The 20814-nt window shown below is 59.1% G+C and carries 12 protein-coding genes; 10 read left to right on the plus strand and 2 right to left on the minus strand.

Features of this window, described 5'->3' with window-relative positions:
* Positions 1-17 precede the first annotated feature (17 nt).
* From BK667_RS04915 to BK667_RS04940, 6 genes are all read left to right on the plus strand, one after another.
* The gene (locus BK667_RS04915; RefSeq protein ID WP_123596951.1) at positions 18-929 is read left to right on the plus strand and encodes an SDR family oxidoreductase; all 912 of its coding nucleotides are present in this window, start codon (positions 18-20) and stop codon (positions 927-929) included.
* Positions 930-1461: 532 nt separating this feature from the next.
* Positions 1462-3255, plus strand: coding sequence for a DUF1302 domain-containing protein (locus BK667_RS04920; RefSeq protein ID WP_123596952.1), 1794 nt, complete (start codon positions 1462-1464; stop codon positions 3253-3255).
* Positions 3256-3278: 23 nt separating this feature from the next.
* Positions 3279-4646: a DUF1329 domain-containing protein gene (locus tag BK667_RS04925; protein ID WP_123596953.1), complete on the plus strand. Its 1368-nt coding sequence runs from the start codon at positions 3279-3281 to the stop codon at positions 4644-4646.
* A 495-nt stretch (positions 4647-5141) separates the two neighbouring features.
* Complete coding sequence (locus tag BK667_RS04930; protein WP_259697855.1) at positions 5142-7535, plus strand: dermonecrotic toxin domain-containing protein; 2394 nt, start codon at positions 5142-5144, stop codon at positions 7533-7535.
* A 291-nt stretch (positions 7536-7826) separates the two neighbouring features.
* Positions 7827-10376 (plus strand): LuxR C-terminal-related transcriptional regulator, encoded by a 2550-nt coding sequence (locus tag BK667_RS04935; RefSeq protein ID WP_123596955.1) that lies wholly within the window; start codon positions 7827-7829, stop codon positions 10374-10376.
* Positions 10377-10496: 120 nt separating this feature from the next.
* Positions 10497-14000, plus strand: coding sequence for a dermonecrotic toxin domain-containing protein (locus BK667_RS04940; protein WP_123596956.1), 3504 nt, complete (start codon positions 10497-10499; stop codon positions 13998-14000).
* A 69-nt stretch (positions 14001-14069) separates the two neighbouring features.
* On the opposite strand, the gene BK667_RS04945 is transcribed toward BK667_RS04940, so the two are convergent.
* Entirely contained in the window at positions 14070-14861 is a 792-nt protein-coding gene (locus BK667_RS04945) for an IclR family transcriptional regulator (RefSeq protein ID WP_123515210.1), read from the minus strand.
* Positions 14862-15026: 165 nt separating this feature from the next.
* Between BK667_RS04945 and hmgA the strand changes: the two genes are divergently transcribed.
* The 4 genes from hmgA to BK667_RS04965 all read left to right on the plus strand — a co-directional run bounded on the left by hmgA (position 15027) and on the right by BK667_RS04965 (position 19795).
* Positions 15027-16331, plus strand: coding sequence for a homogentisate 1,2-dioxygenase (gene hmgA / locus BK667_RS04950; protein WP_123596957.1), 1305 nt, complete (start codon positions 15027-15029; stop codon positions 16329-16331).
* A 3-nt stretch (positions 16332-16334) separates the two neighbouring features.
* Positions 16335-17639 (plus strand): fumarylacetoacetase, encoded by a 1305-nt coding sequence (fahA, locus tag BK667_RS04955; protein ID WP_123596958.1) that lies wholly within the window; start codon positions 16335-16337, stop codon positions 17637-17639.
* 12 nt (positions 17640-17651) lie between these two features.
* Positions 17652-18290: a maleylacetoacetate isomerase gene (maiA, locus tag BK667_RS04960; RefSeq protein WP_123596959.1), complete on the plus strand. Its 639-nt coding sequence runs from the start codon at positions 17652-17654 to the stop codon at positions 18288-18290.
* A 143-nt stretch (positions 18291-18433) separates the two neighbouring features.
* Positions 18434-19795: an MFS transporter gene (locus BK667_RS04965; RefSeq protein ID WP_123596960.1), complete on the plus strand. Its 1362-nt coding sequence runs from the start codon at positions 18434-18436 to the stop codon at positions 19793-19795.
* Positions 19796-19855: 60 nt separating this feature from the next.
* On the opposite strand, the gene BK667_RS04970 is transcribed toward BK667_RS04965, so the two are convergent.
* Positions 19856-20659 (minus strand): SirB1 family protein, encoded by an 804-nt coding sequence (locus tag BK667_RS04970; protein WP_123515199.1) that lies wholly within the window; start codon positions 20657-20659, stop codon positions 19856-19858.
* Positions 20660-20814: the final 155 nt, after the last annotated feature.

A 20814-nucleotide genomic window follows, 5' to 3' on the forward strand; every position in this document is an offset into this window, starting at 1 on the left:
GCCTGCTGGAGTCCCCCATGAATGAGTCTGTGCGCTTCGAAGATAAAGTCGTGATCATCACCGGCGCCGGCGGCGGTCTCGGCCGGGCCCATGCGCTGCTGTTTGCCAAACAGGGCGCCAAAGTGCTGGTCAATGATCTCGGCGGCACAGCTCAGGGCGAAGGCGCCAACGCCTCGGCAGCAGACCGTGTGGTCGCCGAAATTCGCGAGGCCGGTGGCACCGCCGAGGCCAACCACGACTCCGTCACCGACGGCGACAAACTCGTGCAAAACGCCCTCGACGTCTTTGGCCGCGTCGATGTCGTGGTCAACAACGCGGGCATCCTGCGGGACAAGACTTTCCACAAAATGGACGACGCCGACTGGGACTTGGTTTATCGCGTCCACGTCGAAGGCGCCTACAAAGTTACCCGCGCCGCGTGGCCGCATCTGCGTGAACAAAACTACGGCCGCGTGATCTTCACCGCCTCGACCTCGGGCATCTACGGCAACTTCGGCCAGTCCAACTACGGCATGGCCAAACTCGGCCTCTACGGCCTGACCCGCACCCTGGCCATCGAAGGCCGCAAGAACAACATCCTGGTCAACGCCATCGCGCCCACCGGCGGCACGCGCATGACCGAAGGCCTGATCCCGCCGCAAGTGTTCGAACAACTGAAACCGGAACTGGTCAGCCCATTGGTGGTGTACCTGGCCAGTGAGAATTGCCAGGAAACTTCAGGGCTGTTTGAAGTGGGCGGCGGCTGGATGGGCAAGGTCCGTTGGGAGCGCAGCCTTGGTGCCGGGTTTGATCCGCGGGTGGGGTTCTCGCCTGAGGATGTGGCGGCGCATTGGCAGCAGATTTGTGATTTCGAAGGGGCTGCGCATCCGAAGGACAATATTGAAGCGTTGAAGGAAATGATGGGGAATTTGCAGAAGTATGCCCTCTGATCACGCGTCACCCGGCAGGGCTTGCCTGAGCCCTGCCAATCTCTTCACCACCTCCCCGCTGAAAAACCATCGCCCATAAAAAAGGCCGCTGCAAACGCAGCGGCCGAAGTAAGACGTAGATCAAGGAGCAATAAATCAACGTCAGTGAACACGGGGCGATGACTCGAAATACGTTTCAACTCATCTGAAATCTTGCGCGAAAGACCTGGGGTTCAACACAGGCCATCGCGTCGTGCTTTGCGGCGGTTTCCCGTGAAAGCCCGGCAAGAATAAGGGTTTGAACCCAAAGGAAAAATAGCGATTCGTGACATGCACTGTTACGGGGCGTGTAACAGTCCTGCTGCACCTCGCCAATGCGCCCATCCATTCCCCTGATAACCCGCCATCCAGCCCATCCATACCCCGCGCAAAACCCCGTCCCGTGCGGGCATTCATCCTTTAGAGGTACAACGCGAATACCTCCTTGGTGCGCTTATCGCTCCTGGCGCGCGGCAGTAGGGTGGGGCCTTCTGTCACTCACCGGGGAAGACGCATGACAAAAACAACAATGCGCGCCATCTTCACGCCGCAGGCGCTTGCCGCTGCGGTGGCTTTGGGTTGCTGCGCACAGGCCCAGGCCGTTGCATTCAATATCGGGGAAATCGAGGGCACGTTCGATTCTTCGTTGTCCGTCGGCGCGAGCTGGGGCATGCGCGATGCAGACAAGTCGTTGGTGGGCACAGTCAACGGCGGTACGGGCCAATCTTCGACCGGTGACGACGGGCGGCTGAACTTCAAGAAGGGCGAAACCTTCTCCAAGATCGTCAAGGGTATCCACGACCTCGAGCTGAAATACGGCGACACCGGTGTGTTTGTGCGCGGCAAGTACTGGTACGACTTCGAACTGAAGGACGAGGACCGCGAGTTCAAACAGATCAGCGACAGCGGGCGCAAGGAGGGCGCGAAATCCTCCGGCGCGCAGATCCTCGACGCCTTCATCTATCACAACTATTCCATCGCCGATTTGCCGGGCACCGTGCGTGCCGGCAAGCAGGTGGTCAGTTGGGGCGAAAGTACCTTCATCGGCAACTCGATCAACAGCATCAACCCGATCGACGTGTCCGCGTTTCGTCGTCCAGGCGCGGAGATCAAGGAAGGCTTGATCCCGGTGAACATGCTGTTCGGTTCCCAGGGCCTGACCGATCAACTGACCGTTGAAGGCTTCTATCAGCTGGAGTGGGACCAGACTGTTCTCGACAACTGCGGCACCTACTTCGGGGTCGATGTGGCGGCGGACGGTTGCAACAACAACTACACCGTCGGCAGCCCGGCGATTGCACCGTTGGCGCCACTGGCAGCAGCCTTTGGCCAGCCGATCCAGGTCACCCGCGAAGGCGTGGTAGTGCCCCGTGGCGGCGACCGCGATGCCCGGGATTCGGGGCAGTGGGGCACGGCGTTGCGCTGGCTCGGTGACGACACCGAGTACGGTCTGTACTTCATGAACTACCACAGCCGCACGCCGACGGTCGGCACTGTCACTGCCGGCGCGTCGACCCTGGCCAGCCTGCCCGGCATGGTCGGCATCGCCAACCAACTGGCCCCCGGCAGCGGTGCTGGCCTGGCCCAAAGCGTGATGCTCGGTCGCGGTCAGTACTACCTCGAATACCCGGAAGACATTCGCCTGTACGGCGCCAGTTTCTCCACCACGTTGCCCACCGGCACCGCGTGGACCGGCGAGATCAGCTACCGCCCCAACGCCCCGGTGCAGGTCAACACCAATGACCTGACCCTGGCCATGATCAACCCGATCGCCGGTGGCGCGGCCTCGCCGATTGCCTCCGGGCCGGGCTCTGACAACAAAGGTTATCGCCGCAAGGAAGTGACCCAGATCCAGAGCACCCTGACGCATTTCTTCGATCAGGTGCTGGGCGCACAGCGCTTGACTCTGGTCGGTGAAGCGGCGGTGGTGCGGGTCGGTGGCCTGGAGTCGAAAACCAAGCTGCGTTATGGCCGGGACTCGGTCTATGGCCAGTACGGTTTCGGCGGCGACACCGACGGCTTCGTCTCCTCGACTTCCTGGGGCTACCGCGCCCGGGCGATCCTTGATTACGCCAACGTGATCGGCGGTATCAACCTCAAGCCCAACTTGTCCTGGTCCCATGACGTCAGCGGCTACGGCCCCAACGGGCTGTTCAACGAAGGCGCCAAGGCGATCAGCGTCGGCGTCGATGCCGACTACCGCAACACCTACACCGCGAGCCTGAGTTACACCGACTTTTTCGGCGGGGACTACAACACCCTGACTGACCGCGACTTCCTGGCGCTGAGCTTCGGCGTGAACTTCTGATCTGGCTGAGAAGGATGATTTAGATGCGCAAAATGATTCTGCAATGCGGCGCCCTGGCCCTGAGCCTGTTGGCTGCCAACGTGATGGCGGCGGTGTCGCCGCAAGAAGCCGAAAAGCTCGGTACAACCCTCACGCCACTGGGCGCGGAGAAGGCTGGCAACGCCGACGGCTCGATCCCGGCCTGGACCGGCGGCATCCCGAAAAACGCTGGCGCGGTGGACAGCAAAGGCTTCCTGGCTGACCCGTTCGCCAATGAAAAACCGCTGTTCGTGATCACCCCGGCGACCGTCGACAAGTACAAGGACAAACTTTCGGAAGGCCAGGTGGCGATGTTCAAACGCTACCCGGAAACCTACAAGATTCCGGTCTACCCGACCCACCGCACTGTCGCCGTGCCGCCGGAAATCTACGAGTCAGCCAAGCGCAGCGCGTTGAACGTGACCAGCATCAACGACGGTAACGGACTCTCCAACTTCACCGGCAACCGCTACTACGCGTTCCCGATTCCGAAGAACGGCGTGGAGGTATTGTGGAACCACATCACCCGTTATCACGGCGGCAACCTCAAGCGCATCATCACCCAAGTGACCCCGCAGACCAACGGCAGCTACACGCCGATCCGCTTCGAAGAAGAGATCGCCGTGCCGCAACTGATGAAAGATCTGGACCCGGAAAAAGCCGCCAACGTGCTGACCTTCTTCAAGCAATCGGTGACCGCGCCGGCGCGTCTGGCCGGTAACGTGTTGCTGGTCCACGAGACGCTCGATCAGGTCAAGGAGCCGCGCCTGGCGTGGATCTACAACGCCGGTCAGCGCCGCGTACGGCGTGCGCCGCAAGTGGCGTATGACGGGCCGGGCACCGCCGCCGACGGCCTGCGCACCTCCGACAACTTCGACATGTTCTCCGGTGCACCGGATCGCTACGACTGGAAACTGATCGGCAAGAAGGAAATGTACATTCCGTACAACAGCTACAAACTCGACTCGCCAAGCCTCAAGTACGACGACATCATCAAGGCCGGGCATATCAACCAGGACCTGACCCGCTATGAACTGCACCGGGTCTGGGAAGTGGTCGGCACGGTCAAGCCGAGCGAGCGGCACATCTACGCCAAGCGCCACATGTACATCGACGAGGACAGTTGGCAAGTGGCGCTGGTGGATCACTACGACGGTCGCGGCCAATTGTGGCGGGTGGCCGAAGGTCACGCCCAGTACTATTACGATCACCAGGCCCAGGCCTACACCCTCGAAGCGCTCTACGACATCATCGCCGGCCGCTACATCGCCCTGGGGATGAAGAACGAAGAGAAGCACAGCTTCGAATTCGGCTTCGAAGCCAAGGCTGCGGACTACACACCATCAGCGTTGCGCGCCGAGGGCGTTCGCTAAGAAATCACCACCCTCCCTGTGGGAACGGGCTTGCTCGCGAAGGCGGCTTGTCAGTCGACATTAACGGCGACTGACCCACCGCTTTCGCGAGCAAGCTCGCTTGTTTGTTTGTTTAGTCATGAAGGGGCGGCAGGATCAAAAGGCTGTCGAGATTTTGCAGGAAGGTCTACGAGGATCATTCCAAATCAATTGCCGATGCGCTGTTTATTTCATCTCTTACTGTTAAAAATCACACACAAGAAGTTACGGATAGAGCGGTGTACCCCACGCCGTGACGAAAGCTAAGTTGTTGACCCATGGGTTAGGGGGGGCTACTGATAATTGGAAGTTGAATTTTATATGCTGCAAAAAGATTCGGGGTTACATGAAGTTTAAATTGTGAATCTTTAGTATTGAATTGCACATTTGATGTTCGGTTGTCTCGGAATAGATTGATTTTCGCTGGCATTAAGTCGGTGGGTTTCAATTTAATCAGAGGGCAACAGAATGAACGTTATGAATGAACTTATTCCCGCCAACATCGAAAAACACCCTCAATGGCTGGAGTCTGCCAGTGTTGCCGACAAGCTGCATTACAGCGAGCTTGAGCAGAACCTGATTGCCAGCCAGATCCACCTGAACAACCAACTGGGAAGTTTCACCAGCGTTCAGGCTTACGCTCGCGATCTGGCCTCCCAGGCCATATTTAAAGAGTATTCGAGGCCAACGGATCCCGATACGGTCATGACTTCCAGTCGCTACCTATTTACGCTGGATGGTTGCACATTCAGTCAGGAGGATAAGCGTTCCTTGACTGACTTGTTGCTGCACGGTTTGCATGACGCAGGGCGACGTCCACAAATTTCTTTGCAGCTCTTCGGTGCGAGGGTCATAAACCCACGCTGGCTGGAAGCGCTCATGAGTCGTGACGTACGTGCGGATTACGGCAGCGCGTTCAGGGAGGTGTACCAGCGCCCAAACGTGCTCGTTGCCATGAAAAACATCACCCGTGATCAACTGTTGTTCAGTGCCTTTTCGGCAAAGTTGCAGGGGGATCTCAGCGACGCCAATCTTCAGCGGGTCCGCGGTGTCGTAGGGGGCGATGAGAGTCTGATCATTGCGCCATTGCAATTGCACCAGGACAGACGTCCACTGATGGGGCTGGCTGTCATCAACAGCCGCAGCCCCAGCCAGGATGATTGGTTGCTCTATGCCCCGAACTCCCCCGGTGGGAAAGACTGGTACGAGTTACCGTCCTTGCGGCGCGTGAGCCTGGATATCGGCAGTTGGATAGAGGCATCTGCCGGTCGCGACTATTTGAGCTGGCGCTCCCACGCACAGGATCGCGAGGTCATCGGTGGTTATCTGAAACAGATTTCAAAACTGCCGAACCTCTGGGAGGGGATCTCGCTTGCTCCTACCCCGTCTATTGGCGTAGAGGCGCTGACCACCCTTGCTTCCAACCATCGCAACTGGCTGGTGGCGCAAGAGGAAAGCCATACGCCCTACGGTTATCGACAGGCTTGCGATCAACAACGCCAGGTTTTCACCCGGATCAACTGTGAACTGCGGGCACTGAGAACCATTGAAGTGCGCCAGGGCGGTTTCATCAGTTACGAGCGCTTCTGCCATCAACTTATCAAGCAACGGGTGGAGGAAACCCTTCTCGCTGGTGGCGAACAAGTTGCGGTCGACCCGGACCGTATTGAAGTGCAAATCAGTCCCGGTCAAAGGATGACGCTAACCGAATTGATTGTCGGGGAAGTACACTTTTACGCGACCGCTCCCCTACGGGATTTGTACCCGCGCTTTGTACTGAAGGCGAGTCATCCGCCCATCAGCAAACTGGATATTCGCCACATCGCCAGTTGGTCGAATACGTTGCGTCCGGGCGCAAAGTACATCGGCATGTTGCGCTCGATCTATATGAATCGCACGCACCCTGATGGGCGATTCAAACGTTATCTTCACCTTGGAATCATGCAGCGGCAGATGCGGGTGGCAATCTATCAGGCACTGTTTGCCGGCCGGGTGTCGAATACGCATTTTTCAGAGCTGATGAAAGTGGTCGACGCGTTCGATTTGTATCAGCCTCAACCGGAGGCGCCCTTGGGGGAGGCGCCGGACTCGGTACGTCATAGTGCGATGTTCCAACTTCGTCTCAAGGACCATAGAGTGGTCGGTGCATTCGTCTTCCGGCTGTACATTGCCGGAAAAGCCGAAGAGTACCTGTACACCCCGAATGCGCCGGACGGCTGTGAGTTGCGCCCATTCAACGATTTCGTGAGCGCGGTGAAAAATCGTGGCCTGGGTGATTATTTCTACGATCGGATGCCTGCGGTCTATCAGCGACTCATCGGCACTTATATGACGGATCTTGAACAGTTGGCGAACTATAACGAAGCGCCACAGCTGGAACGTAACTCCCGCATCACGGACTTAAACACGTGTTACGACGAGGTGCTGCGCAAGGTCATGTCCGATGTTGACGAGGCTACACAGAGCCTCGAAGAGATCATCACCGGCATCGTGTTCGATACAGTCGTGACGGCCGTCGGCATCATCAGTGTCGTCTATCCGCCAGTCGGCATTGCACTGGGCGCAGCTTTGCTCACCAAGGAACTGGTGCAAGGTGGCGAAGCCTATTCTCTGGGAGACCGGGCCAAGGCCCTGGGGCATTTCACCGATGCGCTGATTGAGTTGGCGATGCTTGGTTATGGAGGGCACAAGCTGACACAGGTCACCAAACTGCAGAAAGACCTCATCGGATTGCTGGGGGATGTGTACACCGTCGATAAGTTTTACGCCAAGGCCAGCGGGCAACCCCAATTACATCAGCGGGCACTGGAGGCGATTCAAGAGGTTCTTGATGATCCTGATGGCACCAGCAGCAAAACGATCTTGCTGTAACAGCATTCAATTGCGGCCGATGTGTGGGGCCAGGCTGCGTAACTACCTTTAACGCACGTACCGCCGGTTCTATGTGAACCACGGTCAAGCTTGCTCGTCATGGCGAAATGGCAGTCAACACCTATGTTGACTGTAAAACCGTTATCGCGGGCAAGCTCGCTTCTGCAATGTCCTGTGCGTGACCGGCGGGTCGCGCTTTTTTATGGGCAGCAATCAGCGTTCTGAATACTTCTCAACAAGCGTGTTGCACAGGGCTAGGGTGGCGGCACAACTATAAAAAGGCACGCCGCAATGACCGCCATGACCCCGTGTCTGGACCGTCCTGGATTTCTTCCTCGCCTGTCGTCCCATCACCTGCCCAGAACTCGGTTGAGCGAACCGCTGCTAGCGTCACCGGCGCGGGTAAAGCTGTTGTGCGCGCCGGCGGGCAGCGGCAAGAGTGCGCTGTTGGCCGAGTGTTTGTTGCAGGCGCCGGCGCAGTATCGAGTGGTGTGGCTCGCATTGTCCGGCGTCGCGCTGAGCCGGGCCGAATTGTGTCTGCGACTGGCGCAAGCACTGCAGCTGCCGGCGGTGGATGAACCTGCTCTACTGGCGCACCTGGCGCGGGTGCAGACGCCCACTTGGTTGTTTGTCGATGACTACTGCCGTGTCCCCGCGCCGGAACTGGACGGGCTGCTCGATCAGCTATTGGCAGTCAGCAACCCACTGATCACCTGGTGGCTGAGCGGTCGGCGGCGACCCCATTGCAACTGGCCGCGCCTGTTGCTGGATGATGAACTGCATGAATTCGAAGGTCGGACACTGGCACTGACGGCGGCCGAAATCGAGCAACTGCTGCGCCACTTCGAGGCACCGTTGGTGGCGAAAACCGCGCGGCGGATTTTCCAGCGCAGCGATGGTTGGTGCGCTGCCGTACGTATTGCTTTGCTCGATGGCTGCCAATGGGCCAAGGACCCGAATCATCCCGGCCGCACGGCGACCTTACTCGATTATTTGCAACACGAACTGTTCGCCAGCCTGCCCGCCGAACTGGCTGAAGCCTGGCAAGTGTTGGCTCATCTGCCCCGGTTCAATGCCAGCCTGTGCGAACACCTGTTCGGTGCCGGGGAGGGCGCGTGCTGGATGCACGAGTTGCAACTGCGCGGGTGTTTTATCGAAGACTGGCAAGCATCGCCGGACTGGTTGCAGGTGTTCGCGCCGCTGCGCCAGTTGATGCGCGATGAGCCGTGGCCGGCCGGTCGTTCCTGGCACCGTCGCGCCTGTCAGTGGTTTTGCGCCGAAGAGGATTGGCAAGCGGCGTTCGAACAGGCGTTATTGGCCGAAGAATTCGAAGTGGCGATCAGCCTGTTGCAGCATTTCAGTCTCGAACACGTGTTCCTCGGGCAAAACGTGGTGTGGCTGCTGCGCCTGCATGAGCAGCAGGGCGATGAACTGATGCTCGGTTCGCCGCACTTGGTCGGGTTGGTCACGGCGGCGTTGCTGTTCGCTGGCCGCTTCGATCAGGCGGCGAGCTGCATCGCCCAATTGGAGCGATTTGCGCCGCAACCGACCGCGACGCAGCAGCGTCAGTTGTTGGCGCGCTGGCAGGCCCAGATGGGTTGGTTGTTGCATCTTCAAGGGCGGATGACGCCTGCGCGGGAGCATTTTCTCCAGGCCCTGGACGCGCTCGCTGCCGAAGCCTGGCCCGCGCGTCTGTTGTGCCTGTCCGGGTTGACCCAACAAGCCCTGCTCAACGCTGAACTTGAAACCGCCCAGGCCCTCAATCGCGAAGCGTTGTGCCTGGCGCGGGCGCAAAATTCCCTGCTGTTTGAAGGCTTGCTTGAACTCGATCACGCGCAGTTACTGGAACAGCGCGGCGCCGCCGGACGCGCGGAAAGCCTGTTGGCCAACATTCACGAACTGCTCAGTCAACAGCCCGATCCGGCGACGCCGCTATTGGGTCGGATCGCCCTGCGCCGGGGACGCCTGGCCTTGAGTCAGGGCCAGGATGAACGGGCCGCCGGGTTCTTTGATTCGGGCCTGTACGAATGCTTGCGCAGCCAGGACAAGCGCGTGTTGTACGGCTTCCTCGGCCAGGCGCAACTGGCGGCCAATCAGGGTGACTACGACCAAGCCTTTATCCGCCTGCGCGACGCTGAACGCCTGATGCAGCAACGGCAGATTCCCGACACGGTGTATCGCGGAGTGTTGTTGCAGGTCAGCAGTCAATTCTGGTTGCAACAGGGGCGGCCGGAATTGGCCCATGAAGCGCTGAGCCGGGTATTGCGCCATTACCGGGGGCCGAATGCGCGACAGGCGCCGCCTGCGACACTGGAGTTGATTGCGCGGATTGAGTATTTGCTGGTGTTGGCGCAAGTCCACTTGGGGCGTAAACCTCACGTGCAGATTGATGAACTGCTGTGTCACGCCCGCGATCACGGCATGGCAAACCTGGAAACCGAGTTGCAACTGGTACAGGTAGAACTGGCCTGGCTTGCCGGTGACGAAACAACAGCGCGCGAAGGTTGGCAAAAGGCTCGGGAATTGATTGCTCGCTGGCACCTGCAACAGGCACTGACGGAAGTGACTCTGCGTCAACCCGAACGGGTTCGGCAAGTATCTGACGGACCTTCAAAATTGCCACTGTCGCATCAAATGAGTGATGTAAGCCCATTAAGCTCGCGCGAGCTGGAAGTATTGGAGTTGATCGCCCAAGGAAATTCCAATCAACAAATTGCCGAGCAGTTGTATATATCGCTGCACACGGTCAAGACCCATGCGCGAAGAATTCACGGGAAGTTAGGTGTGGCCCGCAGGACGCAGGCAGTCGCGAGAGCAAAGAGTCTGGGTATTGTCGGTTAATTGTTTATTACAGATAGTTTGAAATAGGATTCGGCTTTTATTTTATTCAGGGTCTTTATAAGGTGCGTGCATTCGAAGAAATGACTGAGGGTCATTTCGCATCCACAAAGGAATGTTGCCATGAATAATGAAAGCACTGCGTTTCCTGTCGTCCATGAAAAACTGATTGTATTGAATGAAATCCACTCGGCGCTGGCGGCTGAGTGCGATTTAATTCCCACTGTCAATGTGATGTTTCGCACGCTGGTCCAAGACGCTCTGAATGAACGGGGTCTTGAACTTGATGTGAATGACATTTATATCAATAAAGTGGCTGCAGATCCAAAGGACAACTATCAACCGGTAGGCTCGCTGTTTGAGGTTATTGGCGAGTGCCTTGAACGCAGGCTGAAGCCCCAATATACGATTGGAGTTTATGGCGTATTCAACCAGCCGGGTTCAACGTCCCAGTCCGCGCAGATCAAGGACCTCAGCATCTACCAGGTAGAGAAACTGATTGAGAACGTTCTGATTAATCTGGTGCCAGGCTATGACTTCCATCTGAAAGACTATTGGGCGACTGCGGTGGGCCAGGATGCTCAGGGGCGGGATTTGCTGGCGCCGAAAGACCGCCTCGAGCAACTTCATGGCAAGGCGTTCTGGGCCGAACTGGACGTGTGTGCCAACACTGGAATATTGACGGCCACGGAACAAGTATGGATCAACAAAGCCTATCTGGCGTCGAGTGTCTGGCCGCAAGCGATCTTCAATATTGCATTGACCGGGCGTGATGGCACCACTCGAGTGCTGGCATCGGCGTTTGTGATACAGATTGAGGGCGCTAATAAACCTGAACTTTTTCCGGTCAATGACGGTTTCACCTGTGCGCTTTATTTGCCGGCGGAGGGACTGAAGAAGTTCGTGAATGCGTCGAGTCTTCATCAATATATTACGGCTGTGTTAAAGAGTGGAAGCAGTCGAAAGTTGTTACTTGATGAACTGCCTGTCGAAGTGGCTGGCACAGTAACCGACACCGACAAGATCCGTTTTTTCAACATCGCGGAAGATCTTTTCAAGTTCTGCACCACGACGCGGTTGGAAAAGCAGGCGCTGGATATTGCTCATTACTGGAAGCAAACCCAGGAGGGCGAGCACGACTTCATCACTACAATGGACGCGCTCCACAACTCGCAACGGCCGGGTCAATGGATTAGCCAGGGGCGCGCACGTGCTGCCCGGTACCTGGACCTCGCTACTCGACATGCCTGGCCACACTGGTTGAAAGATGCACGGCCTGCAGATCAGCAACGTTATGTCGCACTGGAAAAAGCCCATCTTCAGGCCGAAGTCGATGTGCATGAACGGGCTGGCGATGCCATCTCACTGAGGGCTTATGCCCATAGCCATGTCGAAAAACAGCTTTTCCAACGCACGGGGGCGCAGATCGATCCCGACCAGATCGTCGTCACGCTTCGGCATGTCTTCCGGCTCGGCGCGAAGAAGATTGAACATGAAGAAAAAATGAGCCTGACAGAACTGTCGATCTCGGGTTTACACAACAAAGAGGCCCGTTTCCTGTTCAAAGTCGAAGGACCTCGGGCGGCGCTGTTGTCGCAAGGTCTCCTTGAGTCGGTCATCGAAACCCTGGACCTGCGCGTCAAGTATCTCGACTATCGACGCGCTGCTTTTCGCCAACGGCAGGTCACCGATGCACTGATTGAAAAGGCCGGTCGGCTGACGGCATTGTCGGTGTTTGGCGCGAGTTTGCAGAAACACCTGAGCCCCGCGGGGCTGGATGTGGTCCAACGATGCAACCTCGGCGATCGGGCGCTCACCGTCTGGGGGCTGGTGTTCCGTGATGGGCATTTGCCGTTCAAGGATTTGCTTGTTTACGGTCAACCCGATCATGGCACACAGCTTCCCCACGTCCTGTACGCACCGGGTGCACCCAATGGGCAGGATTGGTTCGAGTTCGCCAGCCATACCGAACTGGTGCAATACGTGGCGGACTGGTGCGCGATCCCGGAGGGGCTCGACTATCTCGTTCGTCAATCCAGCCCGACGGACCAGGCCAGGATAGAGCGGGAACTGAAAGCATCCGGGGCACTGGAGATGGCCCGCAAGACCGGCAATATCAGGTTTGTCGACTGGATGGTCGAGCCGGGCAAACCTTCGCGAATGTCCGTCCAACAAGCCGTGGAATGGGCTGATCAGGCGCATCAGGTATCAACGCCTGACTGGTTCCAGAAAGCGCCGTTGGCCGATCGTCAGGCATTTGCGCGACTGCACACCGAGCACAAGGCGATTTTTGCCTTGATGAAAGAGAAGGGCAACATCACGCCTTTTCAAACGTTTGCCCACGACCTGGCCAAGCGTGAACTCAATCGCTATCTGCAGCGTTCAGGTGCGCATCCGGAGCTGGACCCGGATCAAGTGAACATCAAACTTCACGGCCACGAGCCGATGACCCTGACCCAGCTCTTTATCAACTGGGAAGTATGGCGCTCCGATACCAGTCCGTTTGTTCAGGCTTTTTCCTGGGCAAGCCCGGCGGCGCGCCTTGTTGCAGAGGTCAAGGATCGTTTGCGCAGCGCAGTATTGACATCACGGGATGGCCAATCCCTGGGGCGGTTGGATACGGCGGTCATCAATGCACTGATCGGTATGTTGCCGGGTGACCAATATATTGATGCCCTGAAACGTGAATTCCTGGCAAGCAAACCCCAGGACCGGTCTATTCGGGCTGAGCTCTATGGCAAGCTCAAACAGAACAAGATGCAAAAAGAGGCGCTGGTTCAAAAAATCAAGGGCGAACTCTCTCAGGACCGTTACAACTGGTTGAACGCAATCCTGGATCAACTGGATGTTGAAACCCATACCGATCCATCCAGCGGATGGGTCTACAGATTGTTCTTGAAAGGCAAGCAAGTAGAGGGTGCCTACCGGTTTGTGCGGACCGTTGGCGGACGCTCGGAAACGATCATCTACCTGCCCGGCTCTGCCGAAGGCAAGATATTCCGAAGTGTCGAAGATTTCGCCATGGATATTCGCGACTCGATGATTTCAAACGTCATCCTGGAGTGTGTCCGGTTACAGGATCGGGCGCCGGTGAAGAGTTATCTGGAGGACATTTTTCGTGGCAAAGACACGCTTGAACTGTCCGATGCGAAGAGGGCGGTGGCGGCCCTCCACTATGAGTACGTGCCGATGGTGGAGCATTTTATCGCCGACGTGGACCATCAGACCACCAGTTTTTCCGAAGCCTTCTGGCGCGACACGATGATCGTGGTCGAGTTTGTTGCCGATGTTGCTTCGCTGTTTCTTCCGCCCGTAGGGCTGGTGACCGGTTTGCTGAAAACCACCCGCGCGATAGTGCGGGGGATTGGCGCCTACAACAATGGCGATGAAGAAGCGGCCAACGGGCATTTTGCAGCAGCTTGGGTAGGCCTGATCTCGTTGTATCTGGGCAAGGTGTCGGGCGTGGGGGGCGTCGGGGCCGGGGTGGATTTCATCTCTAAAGTAAACGATTACGCAGAGATCATTTCGACGGCGACCGGCGTCACTGTCGGCGCCAGTTACCTGACTTACGTGGCCAGCCAAACCGGTGCGAACACCAACGGGATGGCGACCTCGCGTATCAGCTGATCGCGGGTTCATCCAGTCTTGAGGCCATAAAAAAGAGGCACTGATCAGTGCCTCTTTTTGCCTGTCGAATCAGGTGTCCGGTGCCGGGTGATACCCCATCCGCCAACTCACGGCCCGGGTCGCCGCCAGCAAACGCTGCGCCGCCGGGCCGTCTTCATCGGCGTGGAACAATGAGGTCGGGCCGACAATGGTCAGCACCGCAGCGACATTACCCACCGCATTGAATACCGGTGCGGACAAGGCATCCACGCCCGGCATCAGCAAACCGTGCACATGGTGCAAGCCGCGTTCGCGGATCTGTTCACGCAAGGTCCCGTAGACCTGATCATCGGCCAGGGCATGGGCTTCACTGGCGCGGATCTCCAGTTCGCGCAACTCCACGGTTTCCCGATCCGGCAGAAAGGCACTGAACACCAGTCCCGTCGAAGAACTGAGCAACGGCAATACCGAGCCCAATTGCGTCACCACCGTCACCGCCCGCACTGCCGGTTCGATGTGCACCACGGTCGCACCCTGATTGCCCCACACCGCCAAAAAGCAGGTTTCATTCAAGTCATCGCGCAACTCGGCCAAGGGCAGGGCGGCGACTTTCAGCACGTCCATACTGTTGAGGGCGGCGAGGCCCACGCGCAGGGCTTCACGGCCCAGGCCATAGTGGTTGGTGGCGGTATTCTGCTCGGCAAAACCGCTGGCGATCAGCGCCTGCAAATAACGATGAACCTTGCTTGCCGGCATCTGCACGTGTTCGGCCAGGCGCGACAGCGAGGTCGAGGGCGACAGTTCGGCCAAGGCCTTGAGGATGTCGGTGCCGACCTCGGCCGAGCGGACTTTCTGTTTATCGTTGTTGCGCGGCTTTTCCATGGAGGCGGTGTGATCCCGGGACGAATGGGCGTCTTTATAGCTTGACGGTCAATACCAATCAAATTACGTTAAGCGTAATTCAATTACGATAAAAATAACCCGGGCGTGCCAAGACCTCTGCAACAGAGCGACAGGCCATTGCCTACTCCCTGTTCAGGAGGCTCCATGAACCTCGATTCAACGGCGCCAGCGCTGGCTTATCAGTCAGGCTTCGGCAACGAATTCAGCAGTGAAGCGTTGCCCGGCGCATTGCCCGTCGGCCAGAACTCCCCGCAAAAAGTCCCGTACGGCCTCTACACCGAACTGTTCTCCGGCACCGCATTCACCATGGCCCGCAGCGAAGCGCGGCGCACCTGGATGTACCGCATTCAGCCGTCGGCCAATCACCCGGCCTTCGTCAAACTGGAGCGGCAACTGGCCGGCGGCCCTTTGGGTGAAGTGACCCCTAATCGCCTGCGCTGGAACCCGCTGGACATCCCGAGCGAACCCACCGATTTCATCGACGGGCTGGTGAGCATGGCCGCCAACTCCGGCGCGGAAAAACCGGCCGGGATCAGCATCTACAGCTACCGCGCCAACCGTTCCATGGAGCGCGTGTTCTTCAACGCCGACGGCGAGCTGTTGCTGGTGCCGGAACAGGGCCGCTTGCGCATCGCCACTGAACTCGGTGTGCTGGAACTGGAACCCCTGGAAATCGCCGTGTTGCCTCGCGGTCTGAAATTCCGCGTCGAATTGCTCGACCCGCAAGCCCGCGGCTATGTCGCCGAAAACCACGGCGCGCCGCTGCGTCTGCCGGACCTGGGTCCAATCGGCAGCAACGGCCTGGCCAATCCTCGGGACTTCCTGAGCCCGGTGGCGCATTACGAAGACCTCAAGCAACCGACCACCCTGGTGCAGAAATTCCTCGGCCAGTTGTGGGGTTGCGAGCTCAATCATTCGCCGCTGAACGTGGTGGCCTGGCACGGTAACAACGTGCCGTACAAATATGACCTGCGCCGTTTCAACACCATCGGCACCGTGAGTTTCGATCACCCGGATCCATCGATTTTCACTGTCCTGACTTCGCCGACCAGCGTCCACGGTCTGGCGAATCTGGACTTCGTGATCTTCCCGCCGCGCTGGATGGTGGCCGAGAAAACATTCCGTCCGCCATGGTTCCACCGCAACCTGATGAACGAATTCATGGGCCTGATCAAGGGCGAATACGACGCCAAGGCTGAAGGCTTTGTGCCCGGCGGCGCGTCTTTGCACAGCTGCATGAGCGCCCACGGTCCCGACGGCGAAAGCTGCACCAAAGCGATCAACGCCGAACTGGCCCCGGCGAAAATCGACAACACCATGGCCTTCATGTTCGAGACCAGCCAAGTGCTGCGCCCGAGCCAGTTCGCCCTCGAATGCCCGCAACTGCAATCCAACTACGACGCCTGCTGGGCCACGCTGCCCGTCACTTTCGACCCGACCCGGAGATAACCCATGACTCAGACTTCCATCCCTCGTAGCTGGGTTGCCTCTGCCAACGGCCATGCGGATTTCCCGCTGCAAAACCTGCCATTGGGCGTGTTCAGCGTGAAGGGTTCGGCACCGCGCAGCGGCGTGGCCATCGGCGAGCATATTTTCGATCTGGAAGCGGCGCTGGACGTCGGGCTGTTTGATGGCGCAGCGCGCACAGCGGTCGAAGCGACCCGTGGCGGTCAGCTCAATGCCTTCTTCGAACTGGGCCGCGAAGCCCGGGTTGCCCTGCGCGAACGTCTGCTGGAACTGTTCACCGAGGGCAGCACCCTGCACGGCAAGCTCGAAGCCCAAAGCGCAAAACTGCTGCCACTGGCGGCGAATTGCGTGATGCACCTGCCGGCGAAAATCAACGACTACACCGACTTCTACGTTGGCATCGAGCATGCGCAAAACGTCGGCAAACTGTTCCGCCCGGATAACCCGTTACTGCCGAACTACAAGTATGTGCCGATCGGCTACCACGGCCGCGCTTCGACCATTCGCCCGTCCGGCACTGATGTGCGTCGTCCGAAGGGCCAGACCCTGCCGGCCGGTCAGACCGAGCCAACGTTCGGTCCATGCGCACGCCTGGATTACGAATTGGAACTGGGTATCTGGATCGGCCAGGGTAACGAGATGGGCGACTCCATCGCCATCGGTGATGCCGCGAATCACATCGCCGGTTTCTGTCTGCTCAACGATTGGTCGGCGCGGGATATCCAGGCTTGGGAATACCAGCCGTTGGGGCCGTTCCTGTCGAAAAGCTTCATCACCAGCATCTCGCCGTGGGTCGTCACCGCTGAAGCGCTGGAACCGTTCCGCCGCGCACAACCGGCACGCCCGGAAGGTGATCCGCTGCCACTGCCGTACCTCACCGACAAACGCGATCAGGAGGGCGGCGCCTTCGACATCGAGCTCGAAGTGCTGTTGCTCACCGAAACCATGCGCGAGCAAAACCTGCCGGCCCATCGCCTGACCCTCAGCAACACCCAACACATGTACTGGACCGTGGCGCAAATGGTCGCGCACCACAGCGTCAACGGCTGCCAATTGCAGGCCGGTGATCTGTTCGGCTCGGGCACTTTGTCCGGCCCGGAAAACGGTCAGTTCGGCAGCCTGCTGGAAATCACCGAGGGCGGCAAAAAGCCAATCGAACTGGCCTCGGGCGAAGTGCGCAAGTTCCTGGAGGACGGCGACGAAATCATCCTGCGCGCCCGTTGCAGCCGCGACGGTTTCGCCTCCATCGGGTTCGGCGAATGCCGTGGCAAAGTCGTGCCGGCGCGTTAACAGGAGCGGGTCATGGAACTCTATACCTACTACCGTTCGACCTCGTCGTACCGCGTGCGCATTGCGTTGGCGCTCAAAGGCCTGGATTACCAGGCCTTGCCGATCAACCTGATCGCACCGCCCGGTGGCGAGCACCGGCAGCCGCCGTACCTGGCGATCAACCCGCAAGGTCGGGTGCCGGCCTTGCGCACCGATGACGGTGAGCTGCTGATCCAGTCGCCCGCCATCATCGAGTACCTGGAGGAACGTTATCCACAGGTGCCGCTGCTGTCCAAAAACCTCGCTGCCCGCGCCCGTGAGCGCGGCGTGGCAGCGGTGATTGGTTGCGATGTGCATCCGCTGCACAACGTCAGCGTGCTGAACAAGTTGCGCCAGTTGGGACACGATGAACCGCAGGTGGTGGAGTGGATCGGGCACTGGATCAGCCAAGGGCTGACGACGGTGGAGCAGTTGATCGGGGATGCCGGTTTCTGCTTGGGTGAGCAGCCGGGGCTGGCGGATGTTTACCTGATTCCGCAGTTGTATGCAGCGGAGCGCTTCAACATTTCGTTGGAGGCGTATCCACGGATTCGTCGGGTGGCGGCGTTGGCCGCGACACATCCGGCGTTCATCAAGGCGCACCCGGCAAACCAGCCCGACACCCCGCAGTAAGCTGATCGTTCCCACGCTCCGCGTGGGAATGCATCCCGTGACGCTCCGCGTCACAGAGGACGCGGAGCGTCCATGGCGACATTCCCACGCGGAGCGTGGGAACGATCTGCGTACAAACATAAAAACAAAACAGGTACCTCGCGATGCACAACCAGATTGCCAGCTTCCGGGCGGCACTCGACGCCCGTCCTGTGTCCCGTTATCAGTGGTTGCTCCTGTTGTTGCTGGCATTGCTGCTGGTGACCGACGGCTACGACGCGCAAGTCCTGGGTTATGTCGTACCAGCCCTGGCCCAGGATTGGGGTCTGGAAAAAGCCGCGTTCGGCCCGGTGTTCAGCGCCAACCTGTTGGGCCTGACCCTCGGCTCTCTGGCCGTTACACCGTTGGCGGATCGATTCGGCGTGCGCCGGATTCTGCTGTGCTGCGTACTGATCTACGCCACCCTCACCGTGTTGATGGTGTTCGCCAACTCCCTGAATACCCTGATGGCCGCGCGGTTCATTTGCGGGATCGGCATGGGCGGGGCGATGCCGAGTGCGATGGCATTGATGTCGGAATATTCGCCGCCACGCCTGCGCACCTTGATGGTGACGCTGGCCGCTTGCGGGTTCTCGTTCGGCGGCGCGGCGGGCGGGTTTGTCGCGGCGGGTTTTATCGACAGCTTCGGCTGGCAAGCGGTGTTCCTCGCCGGTGGTGTCACCCCGTTGCTGTTGTTCCCGTTTCTGGCCTGGTTCCTGCCGGAGTCCCTGCCGCGTCTGCTGCGCGATGCTCCCCCTTATGCACGCCTGCGCAAAGTCACCGCACGGATGCTGCCGGACTGGCAACCGCCCGCAGCGTCCATCGCGCAAAACGAGCAGGAGCAGGGCAGCAAACTGACGGTGCTGGAATTGTTTCGCAACGGTTATGCACGGCCGACGCTGCTGATCTGGGCCACGTTTTTCGTCAGCCTGATTCTGCTGTATTTCATGATCAGCTGGTTGCCGACGCTGTTACTGGAAAGTGGCTTGAAACTCAATGAAGCCAACCTGGTGACGTCGATGTTCCTGTTCGCTGGCACCCTTGGTGCGATCTGCATGGCCTGGTTTGCCGACCGCCTCAAACGCAAAGTGCGACTGCTGTCGTGCGTGCTGGCTGCGGCGGCGCTGTGCACGATTCTGCTGGGCCTCAATCACGACAACCCGCGTTATCTGGTGGCCAGCGTGTTTGCCGCCGGGTTCTGCATCATCGGCGGGCAACTGACCCTCAACGCCTTCGCCAGTAACTTCTACCCGGCGCACGTGCGCGCCACCGGCACCGGTTGGGCGCTGGGCGTGGGGCGTTTCGGGTCGATCCTCGGGCCGCTGTTTGGCAGCATGCTGCTGGCGATGCACATTCCGGTGCAGCAGATTTTCTTCTTCTGCGCGATACCGGCGGTGATTGCGGCGTTGTTCATCATTCAGGTGCGTTCGCCCGTAGAAGCCACACCACGTCCTGTAGGAGCAAAGCTTGCTCGCGATGAACGATAACGCGGTGTACCTGAAGGACCGAGGCGCCCGAATCGCGGGCAAGCCTTGCTCCTACAAGGATCAGTGGACGACGGAATTTGGTGGCAGGTGCCCCAGGCGCTCCGTCAGGCGAATCCGCTGGATCGGGTCATCGCTGAGCAATAGCGCATGTTCCAGGTCGAAGCGCTCGGCGTTCGGGCAGTCGAGACGCTGATACAGGCTGGCCCGGGCCAGGTAATCGGAGGCGCTGCCGTTGCCCAGTTCCAGCACGCGCTCGGCATCCACCAGGGCGCCGATGTAGTCATCGTTGGTGAGGTGCAACTGGCGCAGGTTGCGTGACAGGCGCTGGAGCATGTGCAGCGGGTCGGCCGTCAGCAAGTGTTCGGCGCTGAGTTTGATGTTCGGACCGTATTGGCGTTGCAGTAAGTCGCGGCAATCGTTGGGGTATAACCGGCGCCCGCCGCACGGGTCGAGCAGGTGATCGGCGCCCTGCACCCGCAGCAGGAAATGCCCGGGAAAGTTGACCCCGACCATCGGGATCTCCAGCCTTCTGGCCAGTTCCAGCGCAATCAGCCCCAAGGCCAGCGGTTGACCGCGACGGCGCTCCAGCACTTTGTGAATCAGTGCCACTTGCGGGCGCAGCGGAGTGAAATCGTCCTGGGCGAACCCCAGGTCATTCATGCGCCGCAACAATGGCTGGGCGAGTTCACTCACCGGCAGCATTGGCAGGCCGGCGCTGACCCGTTGTTGCAGTTCGCTGAAGTCTGCCAGCACCGCTTCGGGGCTCATCTGGGCGTCATGTTCGGCCGCAATCCACAGCGCCGCCTCGAACAGGGCGGGCGGTGAACGTTGCAGGCAGTCGAAGAAACGTTGGCGCGGGGTCATCAAAATCTCCGGGGAATGCCTCGTTTTAGCCCCGCCACAGGCTTTCGTCCAGTGTCGTACACATGAGGTTGCAGGTTATGTCCGAAAGCCCTCAAAGGCGCGCTGCTTATTCCGGTGCGCTTCAGCAATTTTCGGTCGCAAGCCTATACTGGCGA

Source organism: Pseudomonas frederiksbergensis (assembly GCF_003732705.1).
Lineage (GTDB): Bacteria > Pseudomonadota > Gammaproteobacteria > Pseudomonadales > Pseudomonadaceae > Aquipseudomonas > Aquipseudomonas frederiksbergensis_F.

Excerpts from the sequence above, each read along its gene's own strand:
- BK667_RS04915 (WP_123596951.1), top strand. The coding sequence starts at position 18 with ATGAATGAGTCTGTGCGCTTCGAAGATAAAGTCGTGATCATCACCGGC.
- BK667_RS04920 (WP_123596952.1), top strand. The coding sequence starts at position 1,462 with ATGACAAAAACAACAATGCGCGCCATCTTCACGCCGCAGGCGCTTGCC.
- BK667_RS04925 (WP_123596953.1), top strand. The coding sequence starts at position 3,279 with ATGCGCAAAATGATTCTGCAATGCGGCGCCCTGGCCCTGAGCCTGTTG.
- BK667_RS04930 (WP_259697855.1), top strand. The coding sequence starts at position 5,142 with ATGAATGAACTTATTCCCGCCAACATCGAAAAACACCCTCAATGGCTG.
- BK667_RS04935 (WP_123596955.1), top strand. The coding sequence starts at position 7,827 with ATGACCGCCATGACCCCGTGTCTGGACCGTCCTGGATTTCTTCCTCGC.
- BK667_RS04940 (WP_123596956.1), top strand. The coding sequence starts at position 10,497 with ATGAATAATGAAAGCACTGCGTTTCCTGTCGTCCATGAAAAACTGATT.
- BK667_RS04945 (WP_123515210.1), bottom strand. The coding sequence starts at position 14,861 with ATGGAAAAGCCGCGCAACAACGATAAACAGAAAGTCCGCTCGGCCGAG.
- hmgA (WP_123596957.1), top strand. The coding sequence starts at position 15,027 with ATGAACCTCGATTCAACGGCGCCAGCGCTGGCTTATCAGTCAGGCTTC.
- fahA (WP_123596958.1), top strand. The coding sequence starts at position 16,335 with ATGACTCAGACTTCCATCCCTCGTAGCTGGGTTGCCTCTGCCAACGGC.
- maiA (WP_123596959.1), top strand. The coding sequence starts at position 17,652 with ATGGAACTCTATACCTACTACCGTTCGACCTCGTCGTACCGCGTGCGC.
- BK667_RS04965 (WP_123596960.1), top strand. The coding sequence starts at position 18,434 with ATGCACAACCAGATTGCCAGCTTCCGGGCGGCACTCGACGCCCGTCCT.
- BK667_RS04970 (WP_123515199.1), bottom strand. The coding sequence starts at position 20,659 with ATGACCCCGCGCCAACGTTTCTTCGACTGCCTGCAACGTTCACCGCCC.